Genomic DNA, 26198 nt, shown 5'->3' on the forward strand with positions numbered 1-26198 from the left:
AAGAACATGCCCTACGCCGCCCCCATCGCCGAACAGCGTTTCGTCCTCGACCAGATCGTCGCCATCGACGCGCTCGCCGGCACCGAACGCTTCGCCGCTGCCACCCCCGACGTGATCGACGCGGTGCTCGAGGGGATTGCGCAGCTCGCGGAGGGCGAGTGGGCGCCGCTCGCCCGCGCCGGCGACACCGTGGGCGCGAAGTGGACGCCCGACGGCGTCGTGATGCCCGATGGCTACAAGGCCGCCTATCGCGCCTATGTCGAGGGCGGCTGGGGGACGATCGGCGTGCCCGAGGCGTTCGGCGGCCAGGGCTTGCCCTTCGCGGTGCAGTGCGCGGTGCTCGAGACACTCGGCAGCGCCAACATGGGCTTCGCGCTCGCCCCGATCCTCTCGGTCGGCGCGATCGAGGCGCTGCAGCACCACGGCACGCCCGAGCAGCAGGCGACGTGGTTGCCCAAGCTCGCGACCGGCGAGTGGACCGGCACGATGAACCTCACCGAGCCGCAGGCGGGCAGCGACGTCGGCGCACTGCGCACGATGGCGACGCCGCGCGGCGACGGCACGTTCGCGATCAAGGGCACCAAGATCTACATCTCGTTCGGCGACCACGATCTGGCCGAGAATATCGTCCACCTCGTCCTCGCGCGCACCCCCGATGCGCCCACCGGCACGCGCGGCATCTCGCTGTTCCTCGTTCCCAAGGTGCGCAGCGACGGCACGCCGAACGACGTGCGCGTCGTCTCGATCGAGCACAAGATGGGGCTGCACGCCTCGCCCACCTGCGTGCTGGCGTTCGGCGATCACGACGATTGCGTCGGCGAGCTGATCGGCCCCGAATATGGCGGGATGCGCGCGATGTTCACGATGATGAACAACGCGCGGCTTAACGTCGGCCTGCAGGGCGTGCAGGTGGCCGAGGCGGCGACGCAGAAGGCGGTCGAATACGCCCGCGAGCGCGTTCAGGGCGCGCGCGAGGGCAAGCAGACCGCGATCATCGAGCATCCCGACGTGCGCCGCATGCTGATGCGGATGAAGGCGCAGACGCAGGCCGCGCGCGCGCTCGTCTATTACGCCGCAGGGCAGGTCGACCGCGCCGGGCTCGGCGATGCCGCCGCGCGCGACCGGCTGGAGATTGCGACCCCGCTCGCCAAGGCGCACGGCACCGATCTGGGCAATGAGGTCGCCAGCCTCGGTGTGCAGGTCCACGGCGGCATGGGCTATGTCGAGGAGACCGGCGCGGCGCAGTTCTTCCGCGATGCGCGCATCACCCCGATCTATGAAGGCACCAACGGCATCCAGGCCGCCGACCTCGTCGGGCGCAAGCTGTCGCTGTCGAACGGCGCGGCCTTTGCGACGCTGATCGACGATCTGCGCGGCGCGAAGCACGAGGGGCTGGGCGCGCTGGTCGCGGCGTGCGACGCGGTCGGCCGCCGTTTGCAGACGGCCGACGCCGACGATCGCAACGCGGCGAGCTACCCGTTCCTCACCATGCTGTCGGTCGCGACGTGCGGCTGGCTGCTTGAGCGCGAGGCGGCGGCCGCGAGCGACGACGCGTTCGGCCGCGCCAAGAAGGCGGTGGTCGCCTTCTACCTCGACCAGATCGTGCCCGAGGCGATGGGGCTGCGCGCCGCCGCCGAGGCACCCGCCGCGCCGCTCTACGCGCTGTCGGCGGAGGCGTTCGCCGCGTGAGCCTGCCGTTCAATCTGCCCGCCTATATCGATCGCATCCGCCTCCCCGCCCGCCCGACGCTCGATCATTTCGGGCTGGCGGCGGTGCAGCGCGCGCATCGTCTCGCGATCCCGTTCGAAAACCTAGACGTCGCATTTGGCCGCCCGATCGCGATCGATTCGCCCGCGGTCTTCTCGAAGCTCGTCGTCGCGCGCCGCGGCGGCTATTGCTTCGAGCAGAACCGGCTGTTCCTCGACGCGCTGGGCGCGATGGGGTTCGACGCGCGCGCGCTGCTCGCGCGCGTCTGGCTCAACGGCGACGGCGTGCCGCCCAAGACGCACACGCTCAGCCTCGTCACTGTCGATGGGCAACCGTGGATCGCCGATGCCGGATTCGGCGGCAGCTACGCCCCGCCGATGCCGCTCGTCGATGGGGCGGAGGCCGAGGCGCCGGACGGCTCGCGCTTCCGCCTGACGCAGGATGCGACGCACGGTTGGCTGCTCGCGCGCGGCGGCCACGCGGCGAACACCGACGGGCGCGGCACGGGCAACGGCTTCCAGCCGCAGTACAGCTTCACCACCGACACCGTCTGGCCGGCGGACCTCGCGCTGTCGAACCACTGGACGTCGACCGCGCCGGGCACGCGTTTCACGACACTCAAGATCGCCAGCATCGTGCTGCCGCATGGCTTCGCCAGCCTTACCGATCGCGCGTATCGCCGCCGCGCGGGTGAGGAGGAGAATGAGGCGACGATCGGCGATCCGCGCGTCTATCGCATGCGGCTGAGCATGATGTTCGGGATCGATCTCACCGCCGAGGAGGTCGCGGCCCTCGGGCTATTCTGATCGCCGCGGCTCAGGCGCGTTCGCGCGCGAGCAGGTCGGCAGCGTCGAGCCCGAGCAGATCGATGTAGCCGTGGATGCGCGGCCAGTGCTGCGTCACGAACGTCTCGCGCTCGGCAGTGCGCAGCCGCTCCGACGCGCCGGGAAGGACGAACATGCCGACCCCGCGCCGCACCTCGACATAGCCCTCGTCCTGGAACGACTGATACGCCTTGGCCACCGTCAGCGGATTGGCGCCGTGTTCGGCGGCGAGCGCGCGGACCGAGGGAAGCTGATCCCCGGCGCGATAGTCGCCGCGCAGGATCCCGGCCGCAATCGTTCCGCGCAGCCGGATATAGACCGGGCTGTCCTCGCTGCTCAGCGCTGTCATGCTGCCTTAATACAGCAATGGACGCGCACGTCGAGTCCTAGACTGTCCATTTCCGGACAGTCGTCGCGAGATCGGGCCGCGGCCGCTCCTCCAGCGTACGCGACGGGGTGCCGATGAACATGAAGCCGGCGATCCGCTCGGGCGCGGCACCGAACGCGTCGCGCACCGGCTCGGCGAACGCCGCCCAGGTCGTCAGCCACCCGGCGGCGAAGCCCATCGCGTGCGCCGCATGGAGCAGGTTCATGCAGGCGGCACCGGCCGACAGTTCCTGCTCCCACACCGGGATCGGGCTCTCGAGCCGCGGCGACGACAGCACCACGACCAATGCCGGCGCCTGCCGCGCGAACTGCACCTGCGCGTCGAACTCGTGCGGCTTCGCGTCGGGCTTCTCTGCGCGATAGGCATCGACCAGCAGCGCGGCGAGCGCGTCGCGCTGCTCGTCGCCGACGATCACGAAGCGCCACGGCGCGAGCTTGCCGTGATCGGGGGTGCGGCTGGCAATCGCGCACATTTCGGCAAGCTGCGCCTCGCTCGGCCCCGGTGCGACCAGATCGCGCGGCTTGCCCGAGCGGCGCGAGGCGAGCAGCGCGAGCGGGGTTGATGTGTCGTTGAACATATTTGCCCTCTTATCGCGAATCGTTCGCACGTCGAGCGCAATCGCGGGAACACAGCGTTGCGGCGTGCTCGGCAGCGATCGTCTCACCTGCAACAACCCGCTTGGCATCCGCGCGCGATGCGTTAGGTTCGCCGCCTTTGGGGGAGGCCTCTCCCGATCCGTAATTTGGCCCGGCTGTATCTTGGGAGCGTATCCTTGCCCATCATTCCATCGATCGCGCTCGGCTTCCTTGCGATCCTGATCGGCGGCGGTGCCGTCGCGGCGACCACCAAGGGCCCCGAGTTCATGGGTCATCCCAAGGGCCTGTACGTCCTGTTCTTCGCCGAGATGTGGGAGCGCTTCTCCTATTACGGCATGCGCGCGCTGCTGATCTTCTACCTCACCAAGCACTGGCTGTTCGACGACGGCAAGTCGAACCTGATCTACGGCGCCTATACCAGCCTCGTCTACATCACCCCCGTGCTCGGCGGCTATCTCGCCGATCGCTATCTCGGGCAGCGCAAGGCGGTGGTGTTCGGCGCGGTGCTGCTGACGCTCGGCCACCTGCTGATGGCGGTCGAGGGCGACGGCGGGCAGGGATCGGCGGCGATCAACGTCTTCTGGATGGCGCTCGCCTTCATCATCGTCGGCTCGGGCTTTCTGAAGGCGAACATTTCGGTGATCGTCGGCCAGCTCTATCCGCTGACCGACGTCCGCCGGGACGGCGCCTACACGATCTTTTACATCGGGATTAACACTGGCGCCGCGCTCGGCACGATCATGGCCGGCTGGCTCGGCGAGACCTATGGCTGGGCCTATGGCTTCGGCGCGGCAGGGATCGGCATGCTGCTCGGCCTCGTCGTGTTCGTCCTCGGCAAGCCGCTGCTGCTCGGCAAGGGCGAGGCGCCGCGCCCGCTCAGCAAAAAGCTCGAATGGTCGCTCTACGGCATCGGCCTCGCCGCGATCGTGGTGATCTGGGCGCTGGTCCAGTATCAGAGCGTCATCCAGACGCTGCTGATCATCTCGGGCGTCGCGCTGCTCGGCTACGTCCTGTTCGAGAGCTTCAAGCTCGAGCCGCATGCGCGTGACCGCATGTTCGCCGTCTTGTTCCTAATTGCGCTCAACCCCGTTTTCTGGGGCCTGTTCGAACAGGCGGGCGGCAGCCTCAACCTCTATACCGATCGCTACGTCGATCGTGGCGGGGTGCCTGCCTCGCTGTTCCAGTCGATCAACCCGATCTACATCGTGCTGCTCGGCCCGATCTTCGCTGGTCTATGGGTGTGGCTCGGCAAGCGCGGGCTCGAGCCCTCGGCCCCTGCCAAGTTCGGCCTCGCACTGGCGCAGGTCGGTCTGTCGTTCTTGGTGTTCGTGTGGGGCGCGCATACCGTCGGCGTCGAGGTCGCGACGCCGGTGTTCTTCGTCTTCGCCATCTACTTCCTGCAGACCACCGGCGAATTGTGCCTCAGCCCCGTTGGATTGAGCGCGATGAACCGGCTCGCGCCCAAGCACCTCGCAAGCCTCATCATGGGCGCGTGGTTCTACATGACGGCAGTGGGCAATTTCGTCGCCGGCAAGATCGGCGAGGCGACGGGCGGCGAGAGCGGCGAGATGACCAAGGAGGCGACGCTCGCGGTCTATTCGACGATCGGCTGGTGGACGATCGGCATCGCCGCGGTCGTGCTCGCGCTGAGCCCGTTCGTCCGTCGCCTGATGCACCTCGATACGCTGCGCAACGACGGCGACCATGCGATGGCGGGCGAGGCGGAACTCGCCGAGCCGCAGGCGGCGGGTGTCAACCCCGCCGCAGCGACGCGCCACTGACGCGCCGGCCTGCTGCAGGCAAGCCGGCGCGACCAGCGGGCGCGCGCCGGTTGGTCCTGTTCAACAAGCCGTTCGACGTCCTAAGCCAGTTCACCGATCGCGGCAGCCCGACGCCGCGGCGGACGCTGTCGGACTATATCGACCTGCCCGGCGTCTACCCCGCCGGCCGGCTCGATCGCGACAGCGAGGGGCTGCTGCTGCTGACCGATGACGGCCGACTTCAGGCACGGATCGCCGATCCCCGCTTCAAACTGCCCAAGACGTATCTCGTGCAGGTCGAGGGACTGCCCGACGACGCTGCGCTCGATCGGCTGCGCACGGGCATCACGCTGGCGGACGGCCCCACCCGCCCCGCCGCCGTTGAGGCGATCGAACCGCCGGCTTTGTGGCCGCGCGATCCGCCGATCCGCTATCGCGCGGCAATCCCCGACAGCTGGCTGCGGCTGACGATCCGCGAGGGACGCAATCGCCAGGTGCGCCGAATGACGGCGGCGGTCGGGCATCCGACACTGCGCCTGGTGCGCTGGCGGATCGGCGACTGGTCGCTCGACGATCTGGCACCGGGCGCGTGGCAGCTCGCGTGAAGATCTTCTTCGACGGCGGCTGTCGCCCGCTGCCTGCCGGGATGGAATATGCCCTGGTCGCGGCGGGCAAGCCGACGATCTGCCGCGATCTGGGTGCCGGCACCAGCATGGAGGCGGAGTGGCTCGCGCTCATCGCCGCGGCGCGGCTCGCGATCGCGCTGGAGCTGCGCGAGCCGACCCTGCTGGGCGATGCGGCCGCGGTGATCGCGCAGGCGAACGGCGCGGTGCGCTGCCCGCCGCGCCACGCCACGCAGCTCGCGACGCTGCGCGCGCTGCCGCTCCCGCCGCGTACGCGGATACGCTATCTGCGGCGCGCGCAGAATCTCGCCGGCATCGCGCTGGCGCGGCTCCACGATCGCTAGGCTGCCCGCTCAGTGCGCGCTGGTCGATGCACCGTATGCCGCAGCATCGCCGAGTAGCTGTTCCAGCTTGCGCCGCGCCGTATCGGTGATCGAGATGCGCCCCGTCGGCCCCGGCTCCGCGACCAGCAAGTCGCACGGCCCGAGCACCGCGATCCAGCGGTCGAGCAGCGATGCCGGGGCCTGGCACAGCCGCCCCGCCGCGCGCCGATCGACCGGGGCGCCCTTCTCCTCCTCGGCGATGAAGATCGCGAGCAGAAGGTCCCATGGCCCTTCGGTCGCGAGATCACTCCCCTGTAGCATCGCCCGCCGGCCGCGCCGGATTGCATGATGCCGCCGTGCCATTTCGAGTATCATCTTTTCCACTGTGGGACCTCGGACCTGAAAAGGAGGGTGCCGCCCGCGCCGGGGCGGGCTAAGAGCGCCGCCGGGCCACGGCGCGCGTTTCCGCGCGGATGCGCCTGGCTTGGCGTAAGGTGTGTGAATGAGCGTTGCGGGGAATGATCGGGAAGAGTTGCTCCGCGATCTCGAACACCTGCTGACATCCGCGCTCGACACGGCAGAGGCGGCGGGCGAACTGGTCGTTGCGCTGCATGTCGCGCACGCGCTGGAAACGCTGCGGCCGGGCGGGCTCGACGCTTATGATGCGGAGCGCCTGCACTGACGCTCACGCCAGATCGCCGCGCGCACGAAGGCTGACGTGCCCGGCGGCGGCGATGATCAGGTGGTCGTGCACCACGATGCCGATCTGCCGGCATACCGCCGCCAGCGCGTGGGTGATGGCGATGTCGGCCTTGCTCGGCTGCGGATCGCCCGATGGGTGATTGTGGACGAGGATCAGCGCCGCAGAGCCGAGTTCGAGACAGCTTGCCACCACCTCGCGCACCGGCACGGGCGCGCCGTCGACGGTGCCCTCGCTCAAGAGCTCGTCGCGGATCAGCCGGTTGCCGGCGTCGAGATGCAGCAGGCGTACCTGTTCGATCCGGCGGTGCGCCAGGTCGGCGCGGAGGTAATCGAGCAGTGCCACCCAGTCGCCGAGCAGCGGGCGTTCGGCGATCCGTTCGTGCAATATCTCGTGCACCGCCTGGCCCAGTGCATCGACCAGCGGCGCGACCCCGCTGCCGGCCAGCCGCTCGATCCGATTGCTGGACCCCGCCAGCAGCCCGCCGAGCGAGCCGAATTCCCCGATCAGCGCCGCCGCCGTGCGACGCGGCTCGTCGACAACCCCCGTCAGGATCCGGGCGAGGATCGCTGCGGCCGGCGCGGGTGCCGCCAGATCGCCGCCGCCAGCAGCACCAGCTGCGGAATGCTCGATGCGCTTTCCATGATGGCGTAGACGTCGAGGTCCATCGCCGGATCGATCACCCGCCCGAAATGCGCGAGCGTCGACACGATCTGAAACGCGGCTGCGATAATACACCATCGGCGCCCATATCGGATCGCCAGCACCACCAGTCCGGCCAGCACCGCAAGGTCGATCAGCAGCAGCCGGATCAGGACCTGCGGCGCATCCGCGCGGACGGTGGGCAGCGATAGGTATGACAGGAGCGCGGCTGCGGCGAACAACGCCACCGCCAGACGCTCCGGCACGGCCGCGCGCCACAGGGCAAGCGCGGCGAGCACGGCGAAGGCGAGATAGAAGGCGATGACGAAAGCCATCGCGCTATCCTGCCGATGCCGCGCGGCGGCATCAACTCACTGCATCTCGCACGGGCACCACGGCCCCCAGGCGGTGACGCCGATCTGCGGCGGCAGGCGATAGAGCTCGAGTTCGAGGCGTGCGACGTCGCGCCGCGCCTTGATCGAACTCGCCAGCGCTTCCGCCGCGACGTCGAGCGCGTCGAAGCCGAGCGCCAGCGGCATGCGACGGTTGCGCCGCTCCTCGACAAAGGTGGCAATGGTACGTGCGGTCGACGCGACCGTATTGTCCGCAGCGGTCATCGCGCTGACGATGTCGCTGCCGACCTGGTCGACGAAATGCTTGGCATCGTCGGCCGCGACCGGCGCGGCGCGGACGGAACGGGCGAGCAGCTTGCGCTCGAGGGCTTCGGCAGTGACGGCCATCGGTGCTCCCCGCCCGCGCGGAGGGTGCACCGCGCGAGGCTAGTAAAAGGTTCGGATGATCCACGCGGTGAAAGCCCGGAAGCTTTCGACGAGCATCGGCGTGGCGGCAAAGATCACGATGATCCCGATGGTCGTCGCGACGATCATCGCGACGGTCGAGATCCGGCCATCGAGCGATGCTGGCTGCTCGCGGACCGGTCGCGCCACCAGTGGTTCGGGAAGGAAGATCGCTCGCTCTTCCTGAACCATCGCCGGGCGACGGATCGTGTCATCACCGTTCCGGATGGTTTCGGGGATAGCGAATGGCTTGTTAGTGGGTGAACCACTAGCCGAATGCACGGGGTCCGACGGGCCAACACGCCGCGGTGCATCGTCGGTCAGTCCAGCATCATCAGCTGCGTCGAGCATTCGCGCCGCCTGCCGCCGCGTCACGCCACCCAGCTTGCGACGCGCGCTGGCGACCTGATTCTCGATCGTATTGGGCGAGCGGCCGAGCGCGCGCGCGATCTCATCGGTCTGGTAGCCGCCGTGCACCATGCGCAGCACGGTGCGTTCCCGCTCGCTCAGCGATGCGACGGCATCGAGCCCGCGCACGTCAGTCTCCATCATGCTCATGGCTGATCAGCCATAGATCAGCGCAACGCGCGATGGCGAGCGGATTTCCGAGGGGTCTTCGCTTACGCCGGATAGCGGCGGCGCAGCTGGACGAGCGCGGTGTCCAGCGCCGAAAGGAAGCGCGAACGATCTTCCTTGCCGAACGGCTTGGGTCCGCCGATTTGCTCGCCGCCCGCGCGAAGATCGCTCATGATCGCGCGCACCGCCACCGCATTGCCGATCGACGCGGCGGTGAACGGCTTGCCATTGGGGGCGAGCACGCTCGCACCTGCCTTGATGCAGCGGTCGGCAAGCAGAATGTCCGCCGTCACCACGACCGCGGCGGCGTCGGCATGGTCGGCGATCCAGTCGTCGGCGGCGTCAAACCCGTCGGACACGACGACGCGGCGGACCAGCGGGTGCGCGGGCACGCGCAGGTGCGCGTTACTGACGATGGTGACGGGCACCGCGAGGCGATAGGCGACGCGGTAGATCTCCTCCTTCACCGGGCAGGCATCGGCGTCAACGAGGATGGCAGGGCGCAGGCTCACGCCCGCGTCCCTGCCATCGATGCCGTCGTCCGGCTAGCCGCGGCAGGCGCGGCGCCGATCAGAAGCCGATCGCGAGCTTCGCGTACAGGAAGCGTCCGTTGAAACCGAACGGCGAGAAATTGCTGTACGGCAGGAACTGGTAGGTCGCCGGATAACTGCCGCCGACTGCCGCCGGACGCGGTCCGAACGGGCGGCGATCGGGGTAGACGTCGAACACATTGTCCGCCCCCACCGTCAGCTGCGCGCCGCGCACGTCGACGCTGAGCGACAGGTCGGTCACCCACTTGGGGCTCAGCCGCTGATCGTCGGGGCCGAGCGCGGTAAGGCTGAGCGCATCCGCGCCGAGCGGCGCGGTCGTCTCTGGCGAGATCACCGAGCCGTAGCGCGTGGTGCGCGCCGACAGGCCGATCCCGGCGATCTTGCCGTCGGTCGCCAACACCAGCTTGTCGCGCGGCTGGCCGCGTTCGAAGCGGATGCCCTCGACGCGCCCGAACAGGACGAGGCCGGGGATCTGCGACAGGCCGCTGAGGTTGTTCAGCCGCTCGTCGATCTTGTTCTGCGTGTAGTTATACGCCGCCGAGAAGTTCCACGCGCCGAGCCCGCGGAGGTTGGCGCGATAGGTCGCCACCGCGTCAACACCCTGCGTCGTCGTGTCGAGCCCGTTGAGGAAGAAGCGCGCCGCGCCGACGCTGGCGAAGCCGTTCGCATCGAGGATCGCCTTCACCGCGGCATTCTGCGCCGCGGTGCCGACGCCGGCCGCGCCGAGGTTCTCCGACAGCACGATGCGGTCTTTGATCTTGATATGGAAATAGTCGACCGTGAGGTTGAAGCCGGGGAACGGGTTGGCGGTGAAGCCCGCTGACAGGTTGAGCGACTTCTCGGGATCGAGCGGCTGCGAGCCGAGCGCGCGCGCCACCGGGCTGTTCACCGGCACCGTCGACACGTCCACCGGCACGCCGGCGAGGAAGTTGGTCGAGGTGGTGGTGAAGAACTGCTGGTGCAGCGACGGCGCGCGGAAGCCGTTCGACACCGAGCCGCGCACCGCAAAGCCCTGCGTGAACTCGTAACGCAGCGCGAGCTTGCCGTTCAGCGTATCGCCGAAATCGCTGAAATGCTCGTAGCGGCCCGCCGCCGTCGCGGTCAGCCCGTCGAACAAGTCGGCGTCGAACTCAAGGTAGCCGGCGAAGCTGTCACGGTCGACGTTGGTGCGCGCCGAGGCGGGCAACCCGCCGAAGCCCTGCGCGCCCGCCGCCGCGGTGCGGCCCGGGAAGGTGCACACGCCGGTCGCGGCGGTGAAGTTGCCGCCCTGCGCGTCGCAGTTCGCCCGCGTCGTCGTCTGCGTCGGCACGAAGAACGGGCCGGTGCGATAGGATTGCGGATCGCCCGGGCGAATCTCGAAGATCTCGTGGCGATATTCGCCGCCGAACGCGAAGGTCAGCGGGCCGGCGAGGCCGATGTCGAACTGGCGCGACAGATCGGCGTTGGCGAGGATCTGCGAGAAACGCAGCCCGCCGGCGTCAAAATTGCGCTGGCTGTCCGGCCCGAACGACACGTTGACGCTGTTGGTGGTGCGGTAGCTCAGCTCGTTGCGCCCGAAGCCGACCGAGAAGTCGCTCTTGAACCCGGCGATTTCGGTGCGAATGCCGCCGGTACCGGCGAGATCGTCGATGCGCGACTGGATGAAGGGCAGATAGCCGTCCGGCGTCAGCCCAACGAAATTGGCGTTGCTCAGCGTCGCGCCTGGCAGCACTGCGGAAAAGTCGCGGTTGGTCGCCGCCGACTGCTGGCGGAAGTTCGCCGCCGACTGGCCGTCGCGATGGCCATAGGTGAAGAAGGCGTAGAAATCGGCCGCGCCCAGCGGGACTTCCGAGTTGATCAGGAAGTTGAAGTCCTGCGTCTTCGCATCGCCGTAGCGGAAGTTGAGTCGATTGAACGATGCCTCGCGCGTGTCGAACGTCGTCGTCGAGGGGCGGATATAGTTCGGCCGCAGGTCATAGCCCTGGCGGTTGGTGAAGCCGCGGTCGCGATACTCGCCGGTGAAGTTGAAGAACCCGCCGTCACCCACCGGCAGGCCGACGTTGACGCCGTAGGTCAGCAGCTCGCCGTCGCGCGCCTTGCGCTGGCCGTCGCTGTTCGCCTGAAGGTAGCGCGTGTCGGCGGGATCGAGCACCGGCTGTCCGCCGTTCAGCACCAGCCCGCCGAAATTCGACACGTCATTGAGCGTGGTGACGTACTTGCCGAAGCTCACCTGCGCGCGGCCGCCGTCGCTCGCGCTCTTGAGCTGGACGTTGATCACGCCCGCGATCGCGTCCGAGCCATATTGCGACGAGGCGCCGTCGCGCAGCACTTCGATCCGCCCGATCGCCAGCGCCGGAATCTGGTTCATGTCGACCGCCGCCGAGCCGCGCCCGACGGTGCCGTTGATGTTGAGCAGCGCGGAGACGTGCCGGCGCTTGCCGTTGACCAGCACCAGCGTCTGATCGGGGCTGAGGCCGCGCAGCGTCGCGGGGCGCGTCACGTCAGACCCGTCGGCGATCGACGGCTGCGGGAAGTTGAACGAGGGCACCACTTGGTTGAGGATCTTGTTGACCTCTCCCAGCCCCGACGATTGCAGCGCGCTGTCGGAGATGACGTCGATCGGCACCGGGCTGTCGGCGACGGTACGATTGGCGACGCGGCTGCCGACGACGACGATCGTGTTCTCGGGCGTCGCATCGGTCTCACCGGCGGGTTCGGTCGAGATTTCCTGGCTCGGTGCGGTCTGCGCGGTCTGCGCCGCAGCCGGCATGGCCACGGCGGCGAAGGACACGCCGGCCAGAAGACGAACGTACTGACGCATGAAGAAAAGCCCCCTGTTAATACCGGGTGGCTTCCCCTCCACCCGTTTATGCGCAGACGCTGCGTCGTTCGGGGGCGGCGCGCAAGCGCGTCTTGATCGATCGGTTGCTTTGCGACAACAATGTTGCAGCGTGGCAACATTGTCGCGCTAGCCGGTCGTACCCGGCACCCCGTCCGTTGCTATGCCTTTCGCCGATTCAGTCGGCTCCGCGCGGGCTTCGCGCTGCTCGCGCAGGATTTGCCAGCCGGTCAGGAACAGCGCGCCGACGAGCGGGCCGACGACGATCCCGCTCAGGCCGACGAGGTCGATCCCGCCCAGCGTCGTCACCAGCACCAGCCAGTCCGGAATGCCCGTATCGCGGCCGACCAGGATCGGGCGCAGGATATTGTCCGCCAGCCCGATCACGACGACGCCCGACACGATCACGACCGCCGCCTGCCAGATCGCGCCCGTCGCGAGCAGGTAGATCGCGACCGGCCCCCAGATGATCGCCGGACCGATCGCCGGCAGCAGCGCGGCGATCGCCATCAGCACGCCCCACAACAGCGCGGCGGGCAATCCGACAATCCAGAAGGTGATCGCGCCCAGCGCGCCCTGCACCAGTGCGACGACGCCCGAGCCCTTGATCGTCGCGCGCACCACTGCGACGAACTTGTCGCTGAGCCGCTGCGCCACGTTCCGCTCGAGCGGCAGTGCGCGCACGACCGCCGGCCCGATCCGCTCGCCGTCGCGCAGCAGGAAGTAGGTGACGTAGAGGCCGACGCCGAACGCGAGCAGGAACGCCGCGGCATTCGCGCCGATCGACAGCGCGCGCTGCGCCAGCATGCTCGCGCTGCTGCCCACCGCCTGCGTGATCTGCGCCTGTGCGCGATCGAAGCTGCCGAATCCGGCATTGTCGAGCATACGTTGCAGCCGCGTCGGCAGCGCATCGTGGATCTGGTCGAAATAGGTCGCGAAATTGATCTGCCCGCTGCGCATCTGCGCGTAGACGCCGGCGGCCTGGTCGACGACCAGGCTGGCGACGATCAGCGCCGGGATGACGACCGCGACGGTGATGATCAGCAGCGTCAGCGCGGCCGCGCGATTGCGCTTGTCGGGCGCGCGGGCGAGCATGCGCTGGAACAGCGGCTGGAACAGCAGCGCTGCGAGCGCGGCCCACAGCAAGGCGCCGGCGAAGCTCGACACGATCAGCATCAGCGCGATCGTGATCAGCACCAGAAACGTGATCAACCCGCCGTTCTCGACGCGATGTCGCCGGATAGCCATGACCCTGCCGAAGCCCCCTTTTGGTATATCGAGCACGCTAAACGCAGTTTAGCGCAAAAAGTATGGGCTGCACGTCATCGCCGCTGAACGTGACCCGCGCACGGCGCGTTGGCATTGCATGACCTTCCGTTTCGACAACAGCTACGCCCGCCTGCCGGCCCACTTCCACGCCCCCGCCACCGCGGCGCCGGCGCGGGCACCGCGACTGATCCGCGTCAACCATCCGCTCGCGCGTGAGCTCGGGCTTGAGCCGGCAATGCTGGAAAGTGCCGACGGCGTCGCGATCCTTTCCGGCCAGACGGTGGCAGAAGGGTCGCAGCCGATCGCGCTCGCCTATGCCGGGCATCAGTTCGGCAATTTCGTGCCGCAGCTTGGCGACGGGCGCGCGATCCTGCTCGGCGAGGTGATCGACACGAAGGGGCGCCGGCGCGACATTCAGCTGAAGGGCGCCGGCCGCACCTTCTATTCGCGCAGCGGCGACGGCAACGCCGCGCTCGGCCCCGTGCTGCGCGAATATCTGGTCAGCGAAACGATGGTCGCGCTCGGCATTCCCACCACCCGCGCGCTCGCCGCGGTGCTGACGGGCGAGACGATCGTGCGCGACGCCGAGTTGCCCGGTGCGATCATCACGCGCGTCGCGGCGAGCCATATCCGCGTCGGGACCTTCCAGTTCTTCGCTGCGCGCGAGGACGTCGACGCGCTGCGCCTGGTCGCCGACCATGTCATCGAACGGCACTATCCCGATGCCGCATCGGCGGAGCGGCCGTATCGCGCGCTGCTCGACGCGGTGATCGCCGCGCAGGCGCGGCTTGTCGCGCAGTGGCTGCTGATCGGCTTCATTCACGGCGTGATGAACACCGACAACGTCTCCGTCGCGGGCGAGACGATCGACTACGGTCCGTGCGCCTTCATGGACGAGTACGACCCCGCCACCGTGTTCAGCTCGATCGACCGCGCAGGCCGATATGCCTATGGCAACCAGCCGCGTATCGCACACTGGAATCTGACGCGGCTGGCCGAGGCGATGCTGCCGCTCCTTGCCGAAGACAGCGACGCTGCGATCGTCGATGCGCAGGACGCGCTCGCCGCCTTCGGCCCCGCGTTCGAGCGCGCCTATCACGGCGGGCTGCGCCGCAAGCTCGGCCTCGCCGGTGAGGAAGCGGGCGACATCGATCTCATCAGCGAGCTGCTGACCAAGATGCAGCAGAACCAGGTCGACTTCACCTTGTTCTTCCGTGCGCTCGGCGATGCGGTTGCGGGCGACGAAGAGCCGGCGCGCGCATTGTTCGTCGATCCCACCGCTTATGACGAATGGGCGGCACGGTGGCGCGCGCGGCTGTCGGACACGGTGGGCGGCGAGGATCGCCGCGCGGCGATGAACGCGGTCAACCCAGCCTTTATCCCGCGCAACCACCATGTCGAAGCGATGATCGCCGCGGCGGTCGAGCGCGACGATTTCGGACCGTTCGAGGAGATGCTTGCCGTTCTGTCGCGCCCGTACGACGACCAGCCCGACTATGCGCGCTACGCGCAGCCGCCGCTGGCGCATGAGCGCGTCGCCGCCACCTTCTGCGGCACTTGATCGGTCAGGCGGTCCACTCCGCCAGATCGTCCTGCTCGCCGATCAGCGCGAGGCCGTGCGCGATCGACGTCAGCTCGCCTCCGGTCGCGATCCGCTCCGCGCCGAAGCGCCGGTCGAAGATCGCACGGATCGCCGGGATCAGCGACGATCCGCCGGTCAGGAACACGCGATCGATCGCGCCCGCCTCGGTCGCCGCCCGCGCCAGCGCGACGTCCATCGCCGCCTCGATCCGCGCGAGGTCGCCCGCGATCCACGTCTCGAATTCAGCCCTGCGCACTGGCGCGCTGATTGCCACCCCGCCGCCCTCGAAAGCGAAGCGCGCCTCCTCATCCACTGACAGGGCACGCTTCACCCGCCCGACCGCATCATAGAGCGGGAAGCCCTGCTCGTTCTCGATCAGCGCGATCATCCGCCCGATCGCCGCGGGATCGGCGGCGTCACGCTGCAGCTTGCGCAGTTCCTCCAGCGTGCGGCGGTTGCGCATCATCGCGAGCCGCGACCAATCGGCGAAATCGCTGAAATAGCCGCCGGGTATCTCGAGCAGCTTGCCGAACGAACGGTAGCTGCCGCCCTTGCCGAGCAACGGCAGCACCAGCTGGTTCATGATCCGCTGATCGAAGCGATCGCCCGCGATACCGACGCCGGCGGATGCGAGCGCCACGCAGCGGCGCGGCGCGCCCGGCGCGGCGACGCGCACGATCGAGAAGTCGGTCGTGCCGCCGCCGAAATCCGCCACCAGGATCGTCGCCGGCTCGGTCAACCGCGCGGCATAGCTGTAGGCCGCGCCAAGCGGCTCGTAGACATAGTGGATCTCGGTGCCGAACCCCTCGAGCATCAGGTCGTAGCGCGCCCGCGCCAGCGCCGGATCGGGCCGCGCCCCGGCATATTCGACCGGGCGGCCGACCACCACACGCCGTGGCCGATCGGCGAGCGCGCCACCGGTGTGCGCCACCAGCCGCTGCAGGAAGCGCCGCCCCAGATCCTCGAACCGGAACGGCTTGCCGAAAATCAGCGCCCGCTCGAACGACGCGCTCGCCGCGACGGTCTTGAACGATTGCACGAAGCGGCTGTCGAGCGGCGCGTCTAGATACTCGGCGATCGCCCACGGTCCCGCCTCGTGCGCGATCCCGTCCCAACCGCGATCGTCCTCCCAGAAGCACAACGCTGACCGGAACACCGCCCCCGTCGCCTCGTCGCCGGCAAGCTCGACCAGGCGCGACGTGCCACCGCCGTCGGCGAGCGCCGCGACGGTATTGGTCGTGCCGAAATCGAGGCCGAGCGCAGTCGCGGCGTGATCCATGGCGCTGCTCCTCAGGGCAATGCGGGGCGGCGCCTATTGCACGACGATCCAAGCGCCACAACCATACCAATATTGCTTGCAATTGTATTGCATACAATACATATTGGTGCAGCAATCAAGGAGATGCAGCATGAGCCATCTGTACACCACCAAGGTTACTGCGGTCGGCGGCCGTAGCGGCACGATCAAGAGCGAGGACGGCATCCTCGATCTGCCGCTCGCCATGCCCAAGGAACTCGGCGGCAAGGGCGGCGCGACCAATCCGGAGCAGTTGTTCGCGGCGGGCTATGCCGCGTGCTTCGAGAATGCCGTGATCCACGTCACACGCGCGCAGGCGGACAAGGTGCGCGACGACCAGATCGAGGTCGTCGGCGAGGTCGGGCTCGTCCCCGTGGGCGCCGGCTTCGGCCTCACCGTTACGCTCGATGTCGCGATCAGCGGCGTCGATCAGGCGAAGGCGGAGGAAATCGTTCAGGCTGCGCACGCCGTGTGCCCCTATTCCAACGCCATCAAGGGCAATGTAGACGTGCAACTCAACGTCACCGCGCGCTGAGCTACGCGCGCGGCCGAGTGTGAAGGCGGCGTGCGATGACGGATGACGATCCCCTGCTGCTTGATCGGCAGGTGTGCTTCCCGCTCTACGCCGCCTCCAACCTGCTGAACCGGCTGTACGGGCCGGTGCTCGGCGCGCTCGGCCTTACCTATCCGCAATATCTCGTGCTGCTCGTGCTGTGGGAAAAGGACGCGCAGACGGTGGGCGCGCTCGGCGCGCGGCTGCATCTCGACAGCGGGACGCTTACCCCGCTGCTCAAGCGGATGGAGCGCGCCGGGCTGGTCACGCGCGACCGCGATCCCGCCGACGAGCGCCGCGTCATCATCCGCCTCACCCCCGACGGCCGCGCGATGCGCTCACGCGCGCTGCACGTGCCCGAGACGATGGCGGGCGGGTACGATCCCAAAGGGGTAGAGGAACTCCGCGAGCGGGTGCGCGACCTTGTCAACGTTCTCGCGCGCCACGATGCGAAACGCGGGACCTGACGACGGCTAGGTCGCGTTATTCCGTCTCGTGCTGGGGTGCCGACTTCGCCATCAGGTGGCGACGGGCACCGCGTAGCTTCATGCGCCGATTAAGGTCGGCCAGACTGGCGGTGCGCCTGCGCAGGATCACGGGGACAGCCAACGGGATCACGAAGCCGAGTGGCACGCCGCTCACTAGGTAAGCACCACCCTACTCGCATCGCATCCGCCGCAGGAGCCACAGGCCGAACAGCAGGCTTGCCGTCAACAACACCGCCAACGCGATCGCGAACCGCAGCAAGGCGAGTTCGGCCGATCACGCGGTATCGCGCGCGGCGATCTGCCCGGCGGGGGCCACGCAATCGTAAGTCCCAGCGTGAATACCGTCGGCAGTCCGCCGCAACGAACGCGCGCAGGATGCAGTTACAGCGCCCGCGACCTGTCGTTGCAACGCCGGCCGATAAGCGCATCTCGCGGTGGTGGGCGGCAGCATCCGTAGCTTTAAACCAAGGCAGGACATCGACCGAGCACCGGCTCGGCAACCCAGCGCGGCATCGGCCGTTACCGGATCATGGCAACACTCACCATTCCGCGCTCCTCCCCACTCGTCGCCGGCACCATCGTCGCCGGGGTTCTCGGCGCCAGCGCGCTGCTCGGCCGGCGCAACGCCCCCGACGCATCGCACCCCGGCGTCGCGCGCTGGTATCGCCGGCTCAGCAAGCCGCCCTTCACCCCGCCCAAGCCGGTATTCGGCGCCGTGTGGCCGGTGCTCGAAGGTGCGATGGCGGTCGGCGGCTATCGCGTGCTGCGCGCCGCGCCATCGCCGCAGCGCACCACGGCGCTCGGCCTGTGGCTCGGCACCACCGCGATGATCGGCGGCTGGACCGAATTGTTCTTCCGCCGCCACGCGCTCGGCGCCAGCACCGCCGCTTCGGCTGCGATGACGGTGGCGAGCGCGGGCTACGTCGCCGCCGCCGCGCGCGTCGACCGGCCCGCCGCGCTCGCCGGCGCCCCACTGACCGGCTGGCTCGTCTTCGCCACCATCCTCGCCGACAGCGTACGCCGCCGCAACCATGGGTCCGCATCTACCACGTGACAGGTTGGTAAATCGCGCGGCAAGCAGTCGCTTGCGCAGGGACGATAAAGGGCGCAGCGCTACCATCCGGACAGGGGGGAGAAGCGCCGCGTGAACAATCGTCGATCCACGCGCCACCGGTACATGGCGAGCGTCGCGGCGTTGCTCGCGATCGGGCTCGCATCCAGCGCCAGCGCCGCCGCGGTTGATGCCCCCGCCCCACTTCCGGTCGTAAAGCCGGCGTTCGATACGTCGATCAGCGATCCCGGCCTGATCGAAACCGACTGGCAGCTTGGCCCGAAGGCCGTGGACACGGCTGACGATGTGCTCGCTTCATTCGACGCCGGGCGCGCAATGGAACCCTCGCTTACCGCCGCCTTGACTGCTCAAGCGACGCAATCACCGGCCCCGGGTACCAGCGCCGATACGCGCTATCACACGTTCGGCGCACGCGTCGGCGCGGTGAAATGGGAGACCTTAGGCATTTTCGCGTTGCTGACGGCCGGCAACATCGGAAAGGTCATCGACGAGCCGCAGTCGTTCCGCTTCCAGGACGAAGGACTGTTCGGGAAGAACACCGGCAGTCTCGGCATCGACAAGCTGGCGCATTCCTACAACACCTATCTAATCTCGGAAATCCTGTACCGCCGCATGGAGCGCAAGACCGGGGGCGGCGCGGCGAGCGCCGTCACCGCCGCCGTGCTCGGCTCCGGCCTTCAGATCTACGGCGAGATCTACGACGGCGTTCACGCGGGCAGCGGCTTCTCCGTTGCCGATGTCGGCTTCAACCTTGCCGGCGCGGCCTTTTCCGTGGCGCGCAATACGGTTCCCGGGCTGAAGGCGAAGCTCGACTTCCGGATCATGATCGTGCCGAACGACGATTTCTACACGCGATCGGGTAAGAAGCATTTCGAGCAGCAGCATTTCCTCCTCGCTCTGAAGCTCGCGGGGTTCGACGCGCTCCGGGCGACGCCACTGCGCTTCTTCGAACTTCACGCCGGCTACCACGCCAAGGATTTCACCATCCCCGATCGCCTCGCCGGCGTCACACCGAAACGACTGCCGTTCGTCGGCGTCGGCTTCAACTTCGCCGAACTGCTGTTCAAGGGCCGCGAAGGCTGGCTGTCGAAAGCGGCGCGCACCGGCCTGCAATATTATCAGATCCCCTATACGGCAGTTCATGTCGATCTGCCGACGGGTCGCCTGTCCCCCTGATTTTCGGAGAATGCAGCGATCATGGCCACGCTTGACACCCGCCATTTAGTCGATCCGGAACTCGCGCCGCTGCTCGATGCCTGGCCGGCGTTCGAGCTTTCGGCCGAAACGCTGCCCGCGGTTCGCGCACGGCAATTGCCGCGGCCGCCGATGCCGCCTGTCGACGTCGCGTACGATCGCGTCGAGGCACCGGGGCGCGACGGCGCGCCTGCCGTTCCGCTGCACGTCTATCGCGCGCGCAATGCGGACGGCGCGCTGCCGTGCATCCTGCACCTGCACGGTGGGGGCTACGTCGCGGGCAGCGCGGGCGAACTGGCCGATTTCCATCGGGTGCTGGCGGACGATCTGCGCTGCGCCATTGTTTCGGTCGACTATCGCCTTGCGCCGGAGACGAGCTTCCCCGGCAACGTCGAGGATTGTTACGCGGGGCTCGACTACGTGATGCGCGAAGCGGGTGCGCTGGGGCTCGACGCCGCGCGCGTCGGTGTGATGGGCGAGAGCGCGGGCGGCGGGCTCGCGGCGGCGCTGGCACTGCTCGCGCGCGACCGCGGCGAGCATCACTTGGCGTTCCAGCACCTCATCTATCCGATGCTCGACGATCGCACCTGCACCGCCGATCCGCACCCGACCGCCGGCGAGTTCATCTGGAACCGCGCCAAGAACGTCTTCGGGTGGACCGCGCTGCTCGGGCACGAACCGGGGCGCGATGACGTATCGCCGCACGCCGCCCCGGCGCGCGCGACCGATCTCGCCGGCCTGCCGCCCACGTTCATCTCCACCGGCGCACTCGATCTCTTCGTCGACGAGGACATCGATTATGCCCGCCGCCTGATCGCCGCCGGCGTGCCGACCGAGCTGCACGTCTATCCGGGTGCGTTCCACGCCTTCACCATCGTCCCCGGCGCGCGCGTGGCGCAGGCCGCGCAGCGCGACAGCCGCGAGGCGCTACGCCGCGCGTTGCACGGCTGAGGCGCTCCGGCTCCCTGCGATGGCGTGGCGGTAACGGCCTGCCGTCCGATCAAGTACCGTCGCAACGAAGGCGATACCCCCCGGCAGGATAGTGAGGTGATGAACCGCGTCACACGGCGCTTCGTAGCGGCGACGCATGATGCCCGCCGTGGAACGTCGACGCGTGAGGGCAGGAAGCCGTGCCGAAGAGCGCGAAGCATGGGCTTTGAGCTCGAGCGGTTGGCGCGTCCAGCGACGAAGCAGCGGCAGCTGCGACGAAGCAGCGGCAGCACCAAACTAGGGCGGCATCGAGCTTCCAAGGGCAAACTCATCCGGCGTCAGGGCTGGCGCGATGCGGCAGGTCCCCCACGCCACGACGGTTGCCGGCTGCTCGACCTAGTTACCGTTCATTACGGTACAGCCGCAGCATGCCGCGCTTCGCATTTATTCGTCGTCGAGCAGCCGCGCCGTGTCGGTGAGGACGCTGGTGATCCGCGCCGGCACGTTTGGACTGGTGCAAACATGGGTCGGCGAAGGATGCGGCATCGCCAGCACCATCACGTGAGGTCGCGTTTCGGCAACCAGGTCACGCGCCTCTCCCGCGACACGCCCCGCGAGAACGACGACGCGAAGTCGTGGCAGCAGGGCGAGAAACGGCGGCAGCAGCGCCTGCCCAGCGACGATCTCGCCACGCCGCAGTGCACGATTGCGTGCGCCGGGGGCGTGGACGATCCACGGCACGGCGTTCCACAGCAGCGTGTCGGCGCGCGCGATCCCAGCCGCGCCGAGGAAGCGGGCGAGATTGCGCGCGGTGCCCGTGGCGTTGTCACGCGAGACGATGCGCGGCGCACCGTCTCTCGGCGCACGGCCAGGACGCGGGTCCGGGCCGGGCGTCTCGAGCAACAACAGGACGCGCGCTGCGGCGCCGCCGTCCGCCGGGTCGAAGCCCGGCACGCGGCGGCCGTCAACGGCGAGCGATGCGCGCCACGCCTCCAGCCGGCGCTGCGCCCCCTCGGGTATCGCCGCCCCTATCCCTTCTTCGCCGCTATGTAGCGGTTGACCTGCTCTTCGAGCACGTCGAGCGGCAGTGCGCCCTGACTCAGCACCGCCTCGTGGAAATCGCGAATGTCGAAGCGCGGCCCCAACTGCTGCTCGGCGCGCTTGCGCAATTCGGCGATCTTGAGCTGGCCGACCATGTAGCTGGTCGCCTGCCCCGGCCAGTTGAAGTAGCGATCGACCTCGCGCGCGATATCGGTGTCCGAGACCGAGCTGTTCGCCTTGAAATACGCGATCGCCTGCTCGCGCGTCCACCGCTTGGAATGGATGCCGGTATCGAGCACGAGCCGGATCGCGCGCCATACCTGCAGCGAGAGCATGCCGAAGCGATCGTAGGGCGTCTTGTACACGCCCATCTCATTGGCCAGCCGCTCCGAGTAGAGCCCCCAGCCCTCCATGTACGCGCCGTAGCCGCCGAACCGGCGGAACTTGGGAATACCTTCCAACTCCTGCTGGCGGGCGATCTGGAAATGGTGCCCCGGCGCGCCCTCGTGCGCCGCGATCCCTGCCACCTGCACCTTCTGCGTCTGGTTCATGTCGACGAGGTTGACGTAGTAGATCCCCGGCCGCTTCCCGTCGGCGGACGGCGAATTGTAGAAGGCGGTCGACGCCGTCCCCTCGCGCCATTTCTCCACCGCGCGCACCTCGAGCGGCGCCTTGGGCAGCACACGGAAATAGCGCGGCGCGGCGGTCATCACCGAGGCGATCACCGCGCGCGCATCGGCAAGATATTGTTCGCGACCGGCCTCGGTATTGGGGTATTTGAACTGCGGATCGGTGCGGATCTTGTCGAAGAACTGCTCCAGCGTCCCGGTGAAGCCGACCTCCTTCTTGATTGCCTCCATTTCCTGCCGGATCGCGGCGACCTGCTGCAGCCCGGTCTGGTGGATCTGATCGGCGGTGAGCTTGGTCGTCGTCGAGCCTTCGAGCCGGTCGTTGTAGTAAGCCGCGCCGTCGGGCAGGCTCCACGCGCCGAAATTGCCCTTCGACTTGGGCTCGATCTCGTCGAGCGCGGCAAACAGCATGTCGTAGCCGCGCTTGAACGGGCCGGTCAGTGCGGCCTGCGCATCGGCGATCAGCTTCGCCTTGGTTGCCGCCGGCGCGTCGAGCGCGGTCACCTTCTTGCGGAAATCGGCAAGCACCGTCGAATCCGCGCCGCCGTCGAACGGCGCGCCCGTCACCACCTTTTTCGCGTCCGCGCGCGCCGGCGCGAAGTTGACCTTGTTAGGGATGATACCGGCGGCGGCCTGCTCGCGCATCGTCGCGGTCACTTCACGCATCACGCGCTCGGTCTCGCGCAGCCGCGCGATATACGCCTCGGCATCGGCGACAGTGTCGATCTTGTGCGTGTTGATCAGCAGCACGGGGATCTCGCCCGCCGGGCTGCCGTTGGTCGACACGGGGAAGCGCAGCTTGCGGAAGCGGAACGACGCACGGCCGCGCTCCACCTCATATTCGAACAATCGATAGCTGACGCGCGCGCTCTCCCCCAGTTTCGCCGGATCGAACTGCGCGCGCATCGCCTTCAGCTGCCGCTCGGCCAGATCGCGCGATCGCACCGCGGCGGCATCGGTATAATCGTCGAGCTTGTTGTAATCGGTCTTGAAGCCGAGCTGCGTCTGCGTCTCCGGGCTGAGCGCCACCTGCTCGTCATACGCCTTGTCGAGGAAGGCGAGCAGCGCGGCGTCCTGCGCGCCCGGCTGTGCCGCCGCGGGCGTGGGTGCCGGTGCGCTCGCCGTCGCCAGTGGCACGGCGGTCAGCAACAGCAGGGCAAGGGTCGCACGCATAATCATTCTCTCCTGATCGGTAGCGCGCGTTCTTGCCGCGAAAGCCGCGCGACGCAATCGCCGCGCGGCTACGTTAGTTGTGGAAAAGCCGCGCCTTATTCCTCGGCCGAGCCGAAATCGGACGGCCGCCGCCGCGGGGTGCGCGGCCCGCGCCGGTTGAGCGCCTGCGCCACGCGGTCGAGAAGGTCCGATCGGCGATACGGCTTGCCCAGCACGTCGAGCCCCGACTTTCGCGGCCCCTCGATCACCAGCTCCTCGTTATAACCCGTCGTCATCAGCACCGGCAGTTCAGGCGCGAGCGCGCCGATCCGATCGGCGAGCACGATGCCGTTGATCGAACCGGGCATGACGAGATCGGTGAAGAGGAGATCGAACGTGTCGGCTTCGGTCGCCTCGAACAGCTTCAGCGCGGCATCGCCCGTCTCGGCCGACGTCACGCGATAGCCCACCTCCTCCAGGATCTCGCGCGAAAGCGCGAGGACTTCGGGGCTGTCCTCCACCACAAGGATATGTGCCGAGCCGCGCCCGCGCGATCCCGCGTCCTGCGCGAGCTGCGGTACGTCCGGCGGCTCGGTGACGGGTTCGCGTGCGATCGGAAACAGCATCCGCACCTGCGTGCCCTGTCCGACGACGCTCTCGATCTCCAGCCGGCCGCGTGATTGCTGGACGAAGCCCGACGCCATCGCCAGCCCGAGCCCCGTTCCCTTGCCCGTCCCCTTGGTGGTGAAGAACGGCTCGGTCGCGCGGTCGATCACGTGCGGCGGCATGCCCTCGCCCTCGTCCTTCACCTCGACCGCGACATAGTCGCCCGGCGTCAGCCCGCGTGCCGCCGCGTCGCCGTTGAGGTGGATCTTGCGCGTCGATATCTCGACCAGCCCGCCGTCGGGCATCGCGTCGCGCGCGTTGATCGCGATGTTGAGCACCGCCATCTCGAACTGCTCGGGATCGATCACCGCCTTGGGCAGCCCACGCCGCAGGCTGAGGTGGACTTCGACGCGCTTGCCGAGCGAGCTTTCCATCACGTCGATGAAGCTCGTCAGGCACGCACTGACGTCGGTTGGTCGCGGATCGAGCCGGGTCTTGCGCGCGAAGGCGAGGAGCTGCCCCGTCAGCTTCGCGCCGCGCTCCGCCGCACCGCGCGCGGCGTGGAGGTAGCGCAGCACGCGTTCATCCTCGACCCGCCCGGTGGCGAGCTCGAGATTGCCGTTCACCACCTGCAGCAGGTTGTTGAAATCGTGTGCCAGCCCCGCGGTGAGCTGCCCCACCGCCTCCATCTTCTGCGCCTGAAGGAACGATTTCTCGCTCTCTCGCCGCCGCGTCACATCGAGCTGGCTAGCGAAGAAGTACAGAAGCTTGCCCGACGTGTCGTAAACCGGGCCGATGAACACCGCGTTCCAGAACGGCGAGCCGTCGCGGCGGTAGTTTAGGAGTTCAAGCGCGATCGAATCACGCTTCTCGACCGCGGTGCGTAACTCGTCGACCGCCGCGCGATCGGTCTGCGCGCCCTGCAGAAAGCGGCAGTTGCGCCCGAGCACCTCATCTTCCTCATATTGTGTGAGGTCGAGGAAGGCCTTGTTGGCGAAGACGATCGGATTGTCGTCCTGATGCGGATCGGTGAGGATCATCGGCATCCGCGTCATCTCAATCGCGGCGAAGAACACGTTGCCGCGATCTTGGAGGCCGGGTTCGGTGATCGTGGCCTCGCGCCAATGGTGCAGCCCTGGTCGACCGAGCGGCTCGAGCGCGCCCATGTCCGCCACACCCTCGGCCGGCACGCCGCTGCTCTGCCCGCCGCCCTCGACGTCGCTATGCTGGGACTGACGGCCCTCTAACTCTTCGTCACCACTCACACGCTGTCCCCCGCCGGATCGGGCCGCACCGGATTACGGCACGCCGATTTGCGTTGAACAGCCATAAGACGATTCCGCTCCGCCGCGAAAGCGCGCTGTTCTCAACGATCGAGCGCGTCGGCTAGCGTGCGCAGCTCGCCACCGTCGGCGGCGCGCAGCCAGTCGATCATTTTCGCGCGGAACGCCGGCGTTCCTTCCGCCGCTGCGCGCGCGAACCAGTCGCGCGCCGCCTTGGCGTCGCCTGCGGCGTGGAGCATTCGCGCATGGTTGAACGCACCGCGAAAGTCGCCGCCCGCCGCCGCCCGGGCGTAGCAATCCGCCGCGCGCGCCATGTCGCGCGGGCCCGCCCAGCCGTCTTCGGCGAAGCTACCGACGTAGTTGATGGCCTTGGCGTAGCCCATATCCGCCGCACGATCGAACCACGCGAGCGCCGCCGCACGGTCCTGCACCACGCCCTCGCCCAGCGTCAGACGGGTGGCGTAATTATACATGCCTTCCGCCAGCCCGCGCTCGGCGGCGAGGCGGAAGCACGTCGCCGCGCGGCCCATGTCGACCGCGACGCCCCACCCAAGTTCGTAGCAGCGTCCGACCATGTTGAGCGCCATCAGATGATGCTGCGCCGCCGCGCGCCGGAACCAGCCGAACGCAGCCGCCGGATCGGCCGCGACGCCCACGCCGTCGAGCAGCATCTGAGCGTAGACCGCCTGCGCCTCGGCATGCCCCTCCTCCGCCGCGGCGCGCAGAAACGCCGCGCGCGCGGCGGGCGGCCCCGCCAGCCGGGCGGCAATTTCCTCCGCGGTCAGCGTGTCGAGCAA

Annotated in this window: 27 protein-coding genes; 12 read left to right on the forward strand and 15 right to left on the reverse strand. The window is 68.3% G+C overall.

Features of this window, described 5'->3' with window-relative positions; translation table 11 throughout:
- Positions 1–6 precede the first annotated feature (6 nt).
- Together F1C10_RS09660 and F1C10_RS09665 are read left to right on the forward strand one after the other, a co-directional pair.
- The gene (locus F1C10_RS09660; RefSeq protein WP_185205752.1) at positions 7–1689 is read left to right on the forward strand and encodes an acyl-CoA dehydrogenase; all 1683 of its coding nucleotides are present in this window, start codon (positions 7–9) and stop codon (positions 1687–1689) included.
- On the forward strand, positions 1686–2513 hold the full coding sequence (locus F1C10_RS09665) for an arylamine N-acetyltransferase (protein WP_258042825.1): 828 nt from the start codon (positions 1686–1688) through the stop codon (positions 2511–2513). The genes F1C10_RS09660 and F1C10_RS09665 overlap by 4 nt, the downstream gene beginning before the upstream one ends.
- 10 nt (positions 2514–2523) lie before the next feature.
- Here F1C10_RS09665 and F1C10_RS09670 read toward each other — a convergent pair whose 3' ends face one another.
- Together F1C10_RS09670 and F1C10_RS09675 are read right to left on the reverse strand one after the other, a co-directional pair.
- Positions 2524–2880 (reverse strand): GntR family transcriptional regulator, encoded by a 357-nt coding sequence (locus F1C10_RS09670; protein WP_185205754.1) that lies wholly within the window; start codon positions 2878–2880, stop codon positions 2524–2526.
- 37 nt (positions 2881–2917) lie between these two features.
- Complete coding sequence (locus F1C10_RS09675) at positions 2918–3496, reverse strand: nitroreductase (protein WP_185205755.1); 579 nt, start codon at positions 3494–3496, stop codon at positions 2918–2920.
- A gap of 285 nt (positions 3497–3781) precedes the next feature.
- On the opposite strand from F1C10_RS09675, the gene F1C10_RS09680 reads away from it, so the two are divergent.
- Genes F1C10_RS09680 through F1C10_RS09690 form a run of 3 tightly spaced genes read left to right on the forward strand, consistent with a single transcriptional unit; the run spans position 3782 to position 6242 of the window.
- Positions 3782–5296: a peptide MFS transporter gene (locus F1C10_RS09680; protein WP_185210171.1), complete on the forward strand. Its 1515-nt coding sequence runs from the start codon at positions 3782–3784 to the stop codon at positions 5294–5296.
- Positions 5297–5346: 50 nt separating this feature from the next.
- Entirely contained in the window at positions 5347–5880 is a 534-nt protein-coding gene (locus tag F1C10_RS09685) for a pseudouridine synthase (RefSeq protein WP_258042826.1), read from the forward strand.
- The gene (locus F1C10_RS09690) at positions 5877–6242 is read left to right on the forward strand and encodes a hypothetical protein (protein ID WP_308458054.1); all 366 of its coding nucleotides are present in this window, start codon (positions 5877–5879) and stop codon (positions 6240–6242) included. Before F1C10_RS09685 ends, F1C10_RS09690 begins: the two co-directional genes overlap by 4 nt.
- Positions 6243–6251: 9 nt before the next feature.
- Here F1C10_RS09690 and F1C10_RS09695 read toward each other — a convergent pair whose 3' ends face one another.
- Positions 6252–6605, reverse strand: a complete 354-nt coding sequence (locus tag F1C10_RS09695) for a hypothetical protein (RefSeq protein ID WP_185205759.1) — start codon at positions 6603–6605, stop codon at positions 6252–6254.
- Positions 6606–6723: 118 nt separating this feature from the next.
- On the opposite strand from F1C10_RS09695, the gene F1C10_RS09700 reads away from it, so the two are divergent.
- Entirely contained in the window at positions 6724–6903 is a 180-nt protein-coding gene (locus F1C10_RS09700; protein WP_185205761.1) for a hypothetical protein, read from the forward strand.
- Positions 6904–6906: 3 nt separating this feature from the next.
- Here the strand turns inward: F1C10_RS09700 and F1C10_RS09705 are convergent, their stop codons facing one another.
- The 7 genes from F1C10_RS09705 to F1C10_RS09730 form a co-directional block, all read right to left on the reverse strand.
- Positions 6907–7554 carry a RadC family protein gene (locus tag F1C10_RS09705; RefSeq protein WP_258043153.1) on the reverse strand — a complete coding sequence of 216 codons (648 nt, stop codon included), beginning with the start codon at positions 7552–7554 and terminating at the stop codon, positions 6907–6909.
- The gene (locus tag F1C10_RS16705; RefSeq protein ID WP_258042828.1) at positions 7470–7898 is read right to left on the reverse strand and encodes a hypothetical protein; all 429 of its coding nucleotides are present in this window, start codon (positions 7896–7898) and stop codon (positions 7470–7472) included. The genes F1C10_RS09705 and F1C10_RS16705 overlap by 85 nt, the downstream gene beginning before the upstream one ends.
- Positions 7899–7934: 36 nt before the next feature.
- On the reverse strand, positions 7935–8303 hold the full coding sequence (locus F1C10_RS09710; RefSeq protein WP_185205764.1) for a hypothetical protein: 369 nt from the start codon (positions 8301–8303) through the stop codon (positions 7935–7937).
- A 39-nt stretch (positions 8304–8342) separates the two neighbouring features.
- Positions 8343–8918, reverse strand: a complete 576-nt coding sequence (locus tag F1C10_RS09715; protein WP_185205766.1) for a helix-turn-helix transcriptional regulator — start codon at positions 8916–8918, stop codon at positions 8343–8345.
- A gap of 62 nt (positions 8919–8980) precedes the next feature.
- The gene (locus F1C10_RS09720) at positions 8981–9448 is read right to left on the reverse strand and encodes a YaiI/YqxD family protein (protein WP_185205768.1); all 468 of its coding nucleotides are present in this window, start codon (positions 9446–9448) and stop codon (positions 8981–8983) included.
- Between the two features lie 58 nt (positions 9449–9506).
- Positions 9507–12287, reverse strand: coding sequence for a TonB-dependent siderophore receptor (locus F1C10_RS09725; RefSeq protein WP_185205770.1), 2781 nt, complete (start codon positions 12285–12287; stop codon positions 9507–9509).
- Between the two features lie 147 nt (positions 12288–12434).
- Positions 12435–13553 carry an AI-2E family transporter gene (locus F1C10_RS09730; RefSeq protein ID WP_185205772.1) on the reverse strand — a complete coding sequence of 373 codons (1119 nt, stop codon included), beginning with the start codon at positions 13551–13553 and terminating at the stop codon, positions 12435–12437.
- Positions 13554–13671: 118 nt separating this feature from the next.
- On the opposite strand from F1C10_RS09730, the gene F1C10_RS09735 reads away from it, so the two are divergent.
- On the forward strand, positions 13672–15135 hold the full coding sequence (locus F1C10_RS09735; protein ID WP_185205773.1) for a YdiU family protein: 1464 nt from the start codon (positions 13672–13674) through the stop codon (positions 15133–15135).
- A gap of 4 nt (positions 15136–15139) precedes the next feature.
- Here F1C10_RS09735 and F1C10_RS09740 read toward each other — a convergent pair whose 3' ends face one another.
- Positions 15140–16435 (reverse strand): Hsp70 family protein, encoded by a 1296-nt coding sequence (locus F1C10_RS09740; protein ID WP_185205775.1) that lies wholly within the window; start codon positions 16433–16435, stop codon positions 15140–15142.
- A 130-nt stretch (positions 16436–16565) separates the two neighbouring features.
- On the opposite strand from F1C10_RS09740, the gene F1C10_RS09745 reads away from it, so the two are divergent.
- The 5 genes from F1C10_RS09745 to F1C10_RS09765 all read left to right on the forward strand — a co-directional run bounded on the left by F1C10_RS09745 (position 16566) and on the right by F1C10_RS09765 (position 20711).
- The gene (locus F1C10_RS09745; protein WP_185205777.1) at positions 16566–16988 is read left to right on the forward strand and encodes an organic hydroperoxide resistance protein; all 423 of its coding nucleotides are present in this window, start codon (positions 16566–16568) and stop codon (positions 16986–16988) included.
- 35 nt (positions 16989–17023) lie between these two features.
- Positions 17024–17473 carry a MarR family winged helix-turn-helix transcriptional regulator gene (locus F1C10_RS09750; protein WP_185205779.1) on the forward strand — a complete coding sequence of 150 codons (450 nt, stop codon included), beginning with the start codon at positions 17024–17026 and terminating at the stop codon, positions 17471–17473.
- A gap of 550 nt (positions 17474–18023) precedes the next feature.
- Positions 18024–18548 carry a TspO/MBR family protein gene (locus F1C10_RS09755; protein WP_185205781.1) on the forward strand — a complete coding sequence of 175 codons (525 nt, stop codon included), beginning with the start codon at positions 18024–18026 and terminating at the stop codon, positions 18546–18548.
- Positions 18549–18638: 90 nt separating this feature from the next.
- The gene (locus tag F1C10_RS09760; RefSeq protein WP_258042829.1) at positions 18639–19742 is read left to right on the forward strand and encodes a YfiM family protein; all 1104 of its coding nucleotides are present in this window, start codon (positions 18639–18641) and stop codon (positions 19740–19742) included.
- Between the two features lie 21 nt (positions 19743–19763).
- Positions 19764–20711, forward strand: coding sequence for an alpha/beta hydrolase (locus F1C10_RS09765; RefSeq protein WP_185205782.1), 948 nt, complete (start codon positions 19764–19766; stop codon positions 20709–20711).
- Between the two features lie 423 nt (positions 20712–21134).
- On the opposite strand, the gene F1C10_RS09770 is transcribed toward F1C10_RS09765, so the two are convergent.
- From F1C10_RS09770 to F1C10_RS09785, 4 genes are all read right to left on the reverse strand, one after another.
- Positions 21135–21644 carry a uracil-DNA glycosylase gene (locus F1C10_RS09770; RefSeq protein ID WP_258042830.1) on the reverse strand — a complete coding sequence of 170 codons (510 nt, stop codon included), beginning with the start codon at positions 21642–21644 and terminating at the stop codon, positions 21135–21137.
- 74 nt (positions 21645–21718) lie between these two features.
- The gene (locus tag F1C10_RS09775; protein WP_185205784.1) at positions 21719–23539 is read right to left on the reverse strand and encodes a DUF885 family protein; all 1821 of its coding nucleotides are present in this window, start codon (positions 23537–23539) and stop codon (positions 21719–21721) included.
- Positions 23540–23628: 89 nt separating this feature from the next.
- Complete coding sequence (locus tag F1C10_RS09780; protein ID WP_185210175.1) at positions 23629–25284, reverse strand: PAS domain-containing protein; 1656 nt, start codon at positions 25282–25284, stop codon at positions 23629–23631.
- A gap of 200 nt (positions 25285–25484) precedes the next feature.
- Complete coding sequence (locus F1C10_RS09785; protein ID WP_374939347.1) at positions 25485–26198, reverse strand: tetratricopeptide repeat protein; 714 nt, start codon at positions 26196–26198, stop codon at positions 25485–25487.

The sequence above is a fragment of the Sphingomonas sp. NBWT7 genome (genome assembly GCF_014217605.1).
Classification (GTDB): Bacteria; Pseudomonadota; Alphaproteobacteria; order Sphingomonadales; family Sphingomonadaceae; genus Sphingomonas.

Bases quoted from the DNA above. Each gene is read 5' to 3' on its own strand.
- F1C10_RS09780 (WP_185210175.1), bottom strand. From the start codon at position 25,284: ATGGGCGCGCTCGAGCCGCTCGGTCGACCAGGGCTGCACCATTGGCGC.
- F1C10_RS09765 (WP_185205782.1), top strand. From the start codon at position 19,764: ATGGCCACGCTTGACACCCGCCATTTAGTCGATCCGGAACTCGCGCCG.
- F1C10_RS16705 (WP_258042828.1), bottom strand. From the start codon at position 7,898: ATGGCTTTCGTCATCGCCTTCTATCTCGCCTTCGCCGTGCTCGCCGCG.
- F1C10_RS09740 (WP_185205775.1), bottom strand. From the start codon at position 16,435: ATGGATCACGCCGCGACTGCGCTCGGCCTCGATTTCGGCACGACCAAT.
- F1C10_RS09715 (WP_185205766.1), bottom strand. From the start codon at position 8,918: ATGAGCATGATGGAGACTGACGTGCGCGGGCTCGATGCCGTCGCATCG.
- F1C10_RS09725 (WP_185205770.1), bottom strand. From the start codon at position 12,287: ATGCGTCAGTACGTTCGTCTTCTGGCCGGCGTGTCCTTCGCCGCCGTG.
- F1C10_RS09745 (WP_185205777.1), top strand. From the start codon at position 16,566: ATGAGCCATCTGTACACCACCAAGGTTACTGCGGTCGGCGGCCGTAGC.
- F1C10_RS09670 (WP_185205754.1), bottom strand. From the start codon at position 2,880: ATGACAGCGCTGAGCAGCGAGGACAGCCCGGTCTATATCCGGCTGCGC.
- F1C10_RS09750 (WP_185205779.1), top strand. From the start codon at position 17,024: ATGACGGATGACGATCCCCTGCTGCTTGATCGGCAGGTGTGCTTCCCG.
- F1C10_RS09675 (WP_185205755.1), bottom strand. From the start codon at position 3,496: ATGTTCAACGACACATCAACCCCGCTCGCGCTGCTCGCCTCGCGCCGC.
- F1C10_RS09730 (WP_185205772.1), bottom strand. From the start codon at position 13,553: ATGGCTATCCGGCGACATCGCGTCGAGAACGGCGGGTTGATCACGTTT.
- F1C10_RS09755 (WP_185205781.1), top strand. From the start codon at position 18,024: ATGGCAACACTCACCATTCCGCGCTCCTCCCCACTCGTCGCCGGCACC.
- F1C10_RS09700 (WP_185205761.1), top strand. From the start codon at position 6,724: ATGAGCGTTGCGGGGAATGATCGGGAAGAGTTGCTCCGCGATCTCGAA.
- F1C10_RS09680 (WP_185210171.1), top strand. From the start codon at position 3,782: ATGGGTCATCCCAAGGGCCTGTACGTCCTGTTCTTCGCCGAGATGTGG.
- F1C10_RS09660 (WP_185205752.1), top strand. From the start codon at position 7: ATGCCCTACGCCGCCCCCATCGCCGAACAGCGTTTCGTCCTCGACCAG.
- F1C10_RS09775 (WP_185205784.1), bottom strand. From the start codon at position 23,539: ATGATTATGCGTGCGACCCTTGCCCTGCTGTTGCTGACCGCCGTGCCA.
- F1C10_RS09735 (WP_185205773.1), top strand. From the start codon at position 13,672: ATGACCTTCCGTTTCGACAACAGCTACGCCCGCCTGCCGGCCCACTTC.
- F1C10_RS09710 (WP_185205764.1), bottom strand. From the start codon at position 8,303: ATGGCCGTCACTGCCGAAGCCCTCGAGCGCAAGCTGCTCGCCCGTTCC.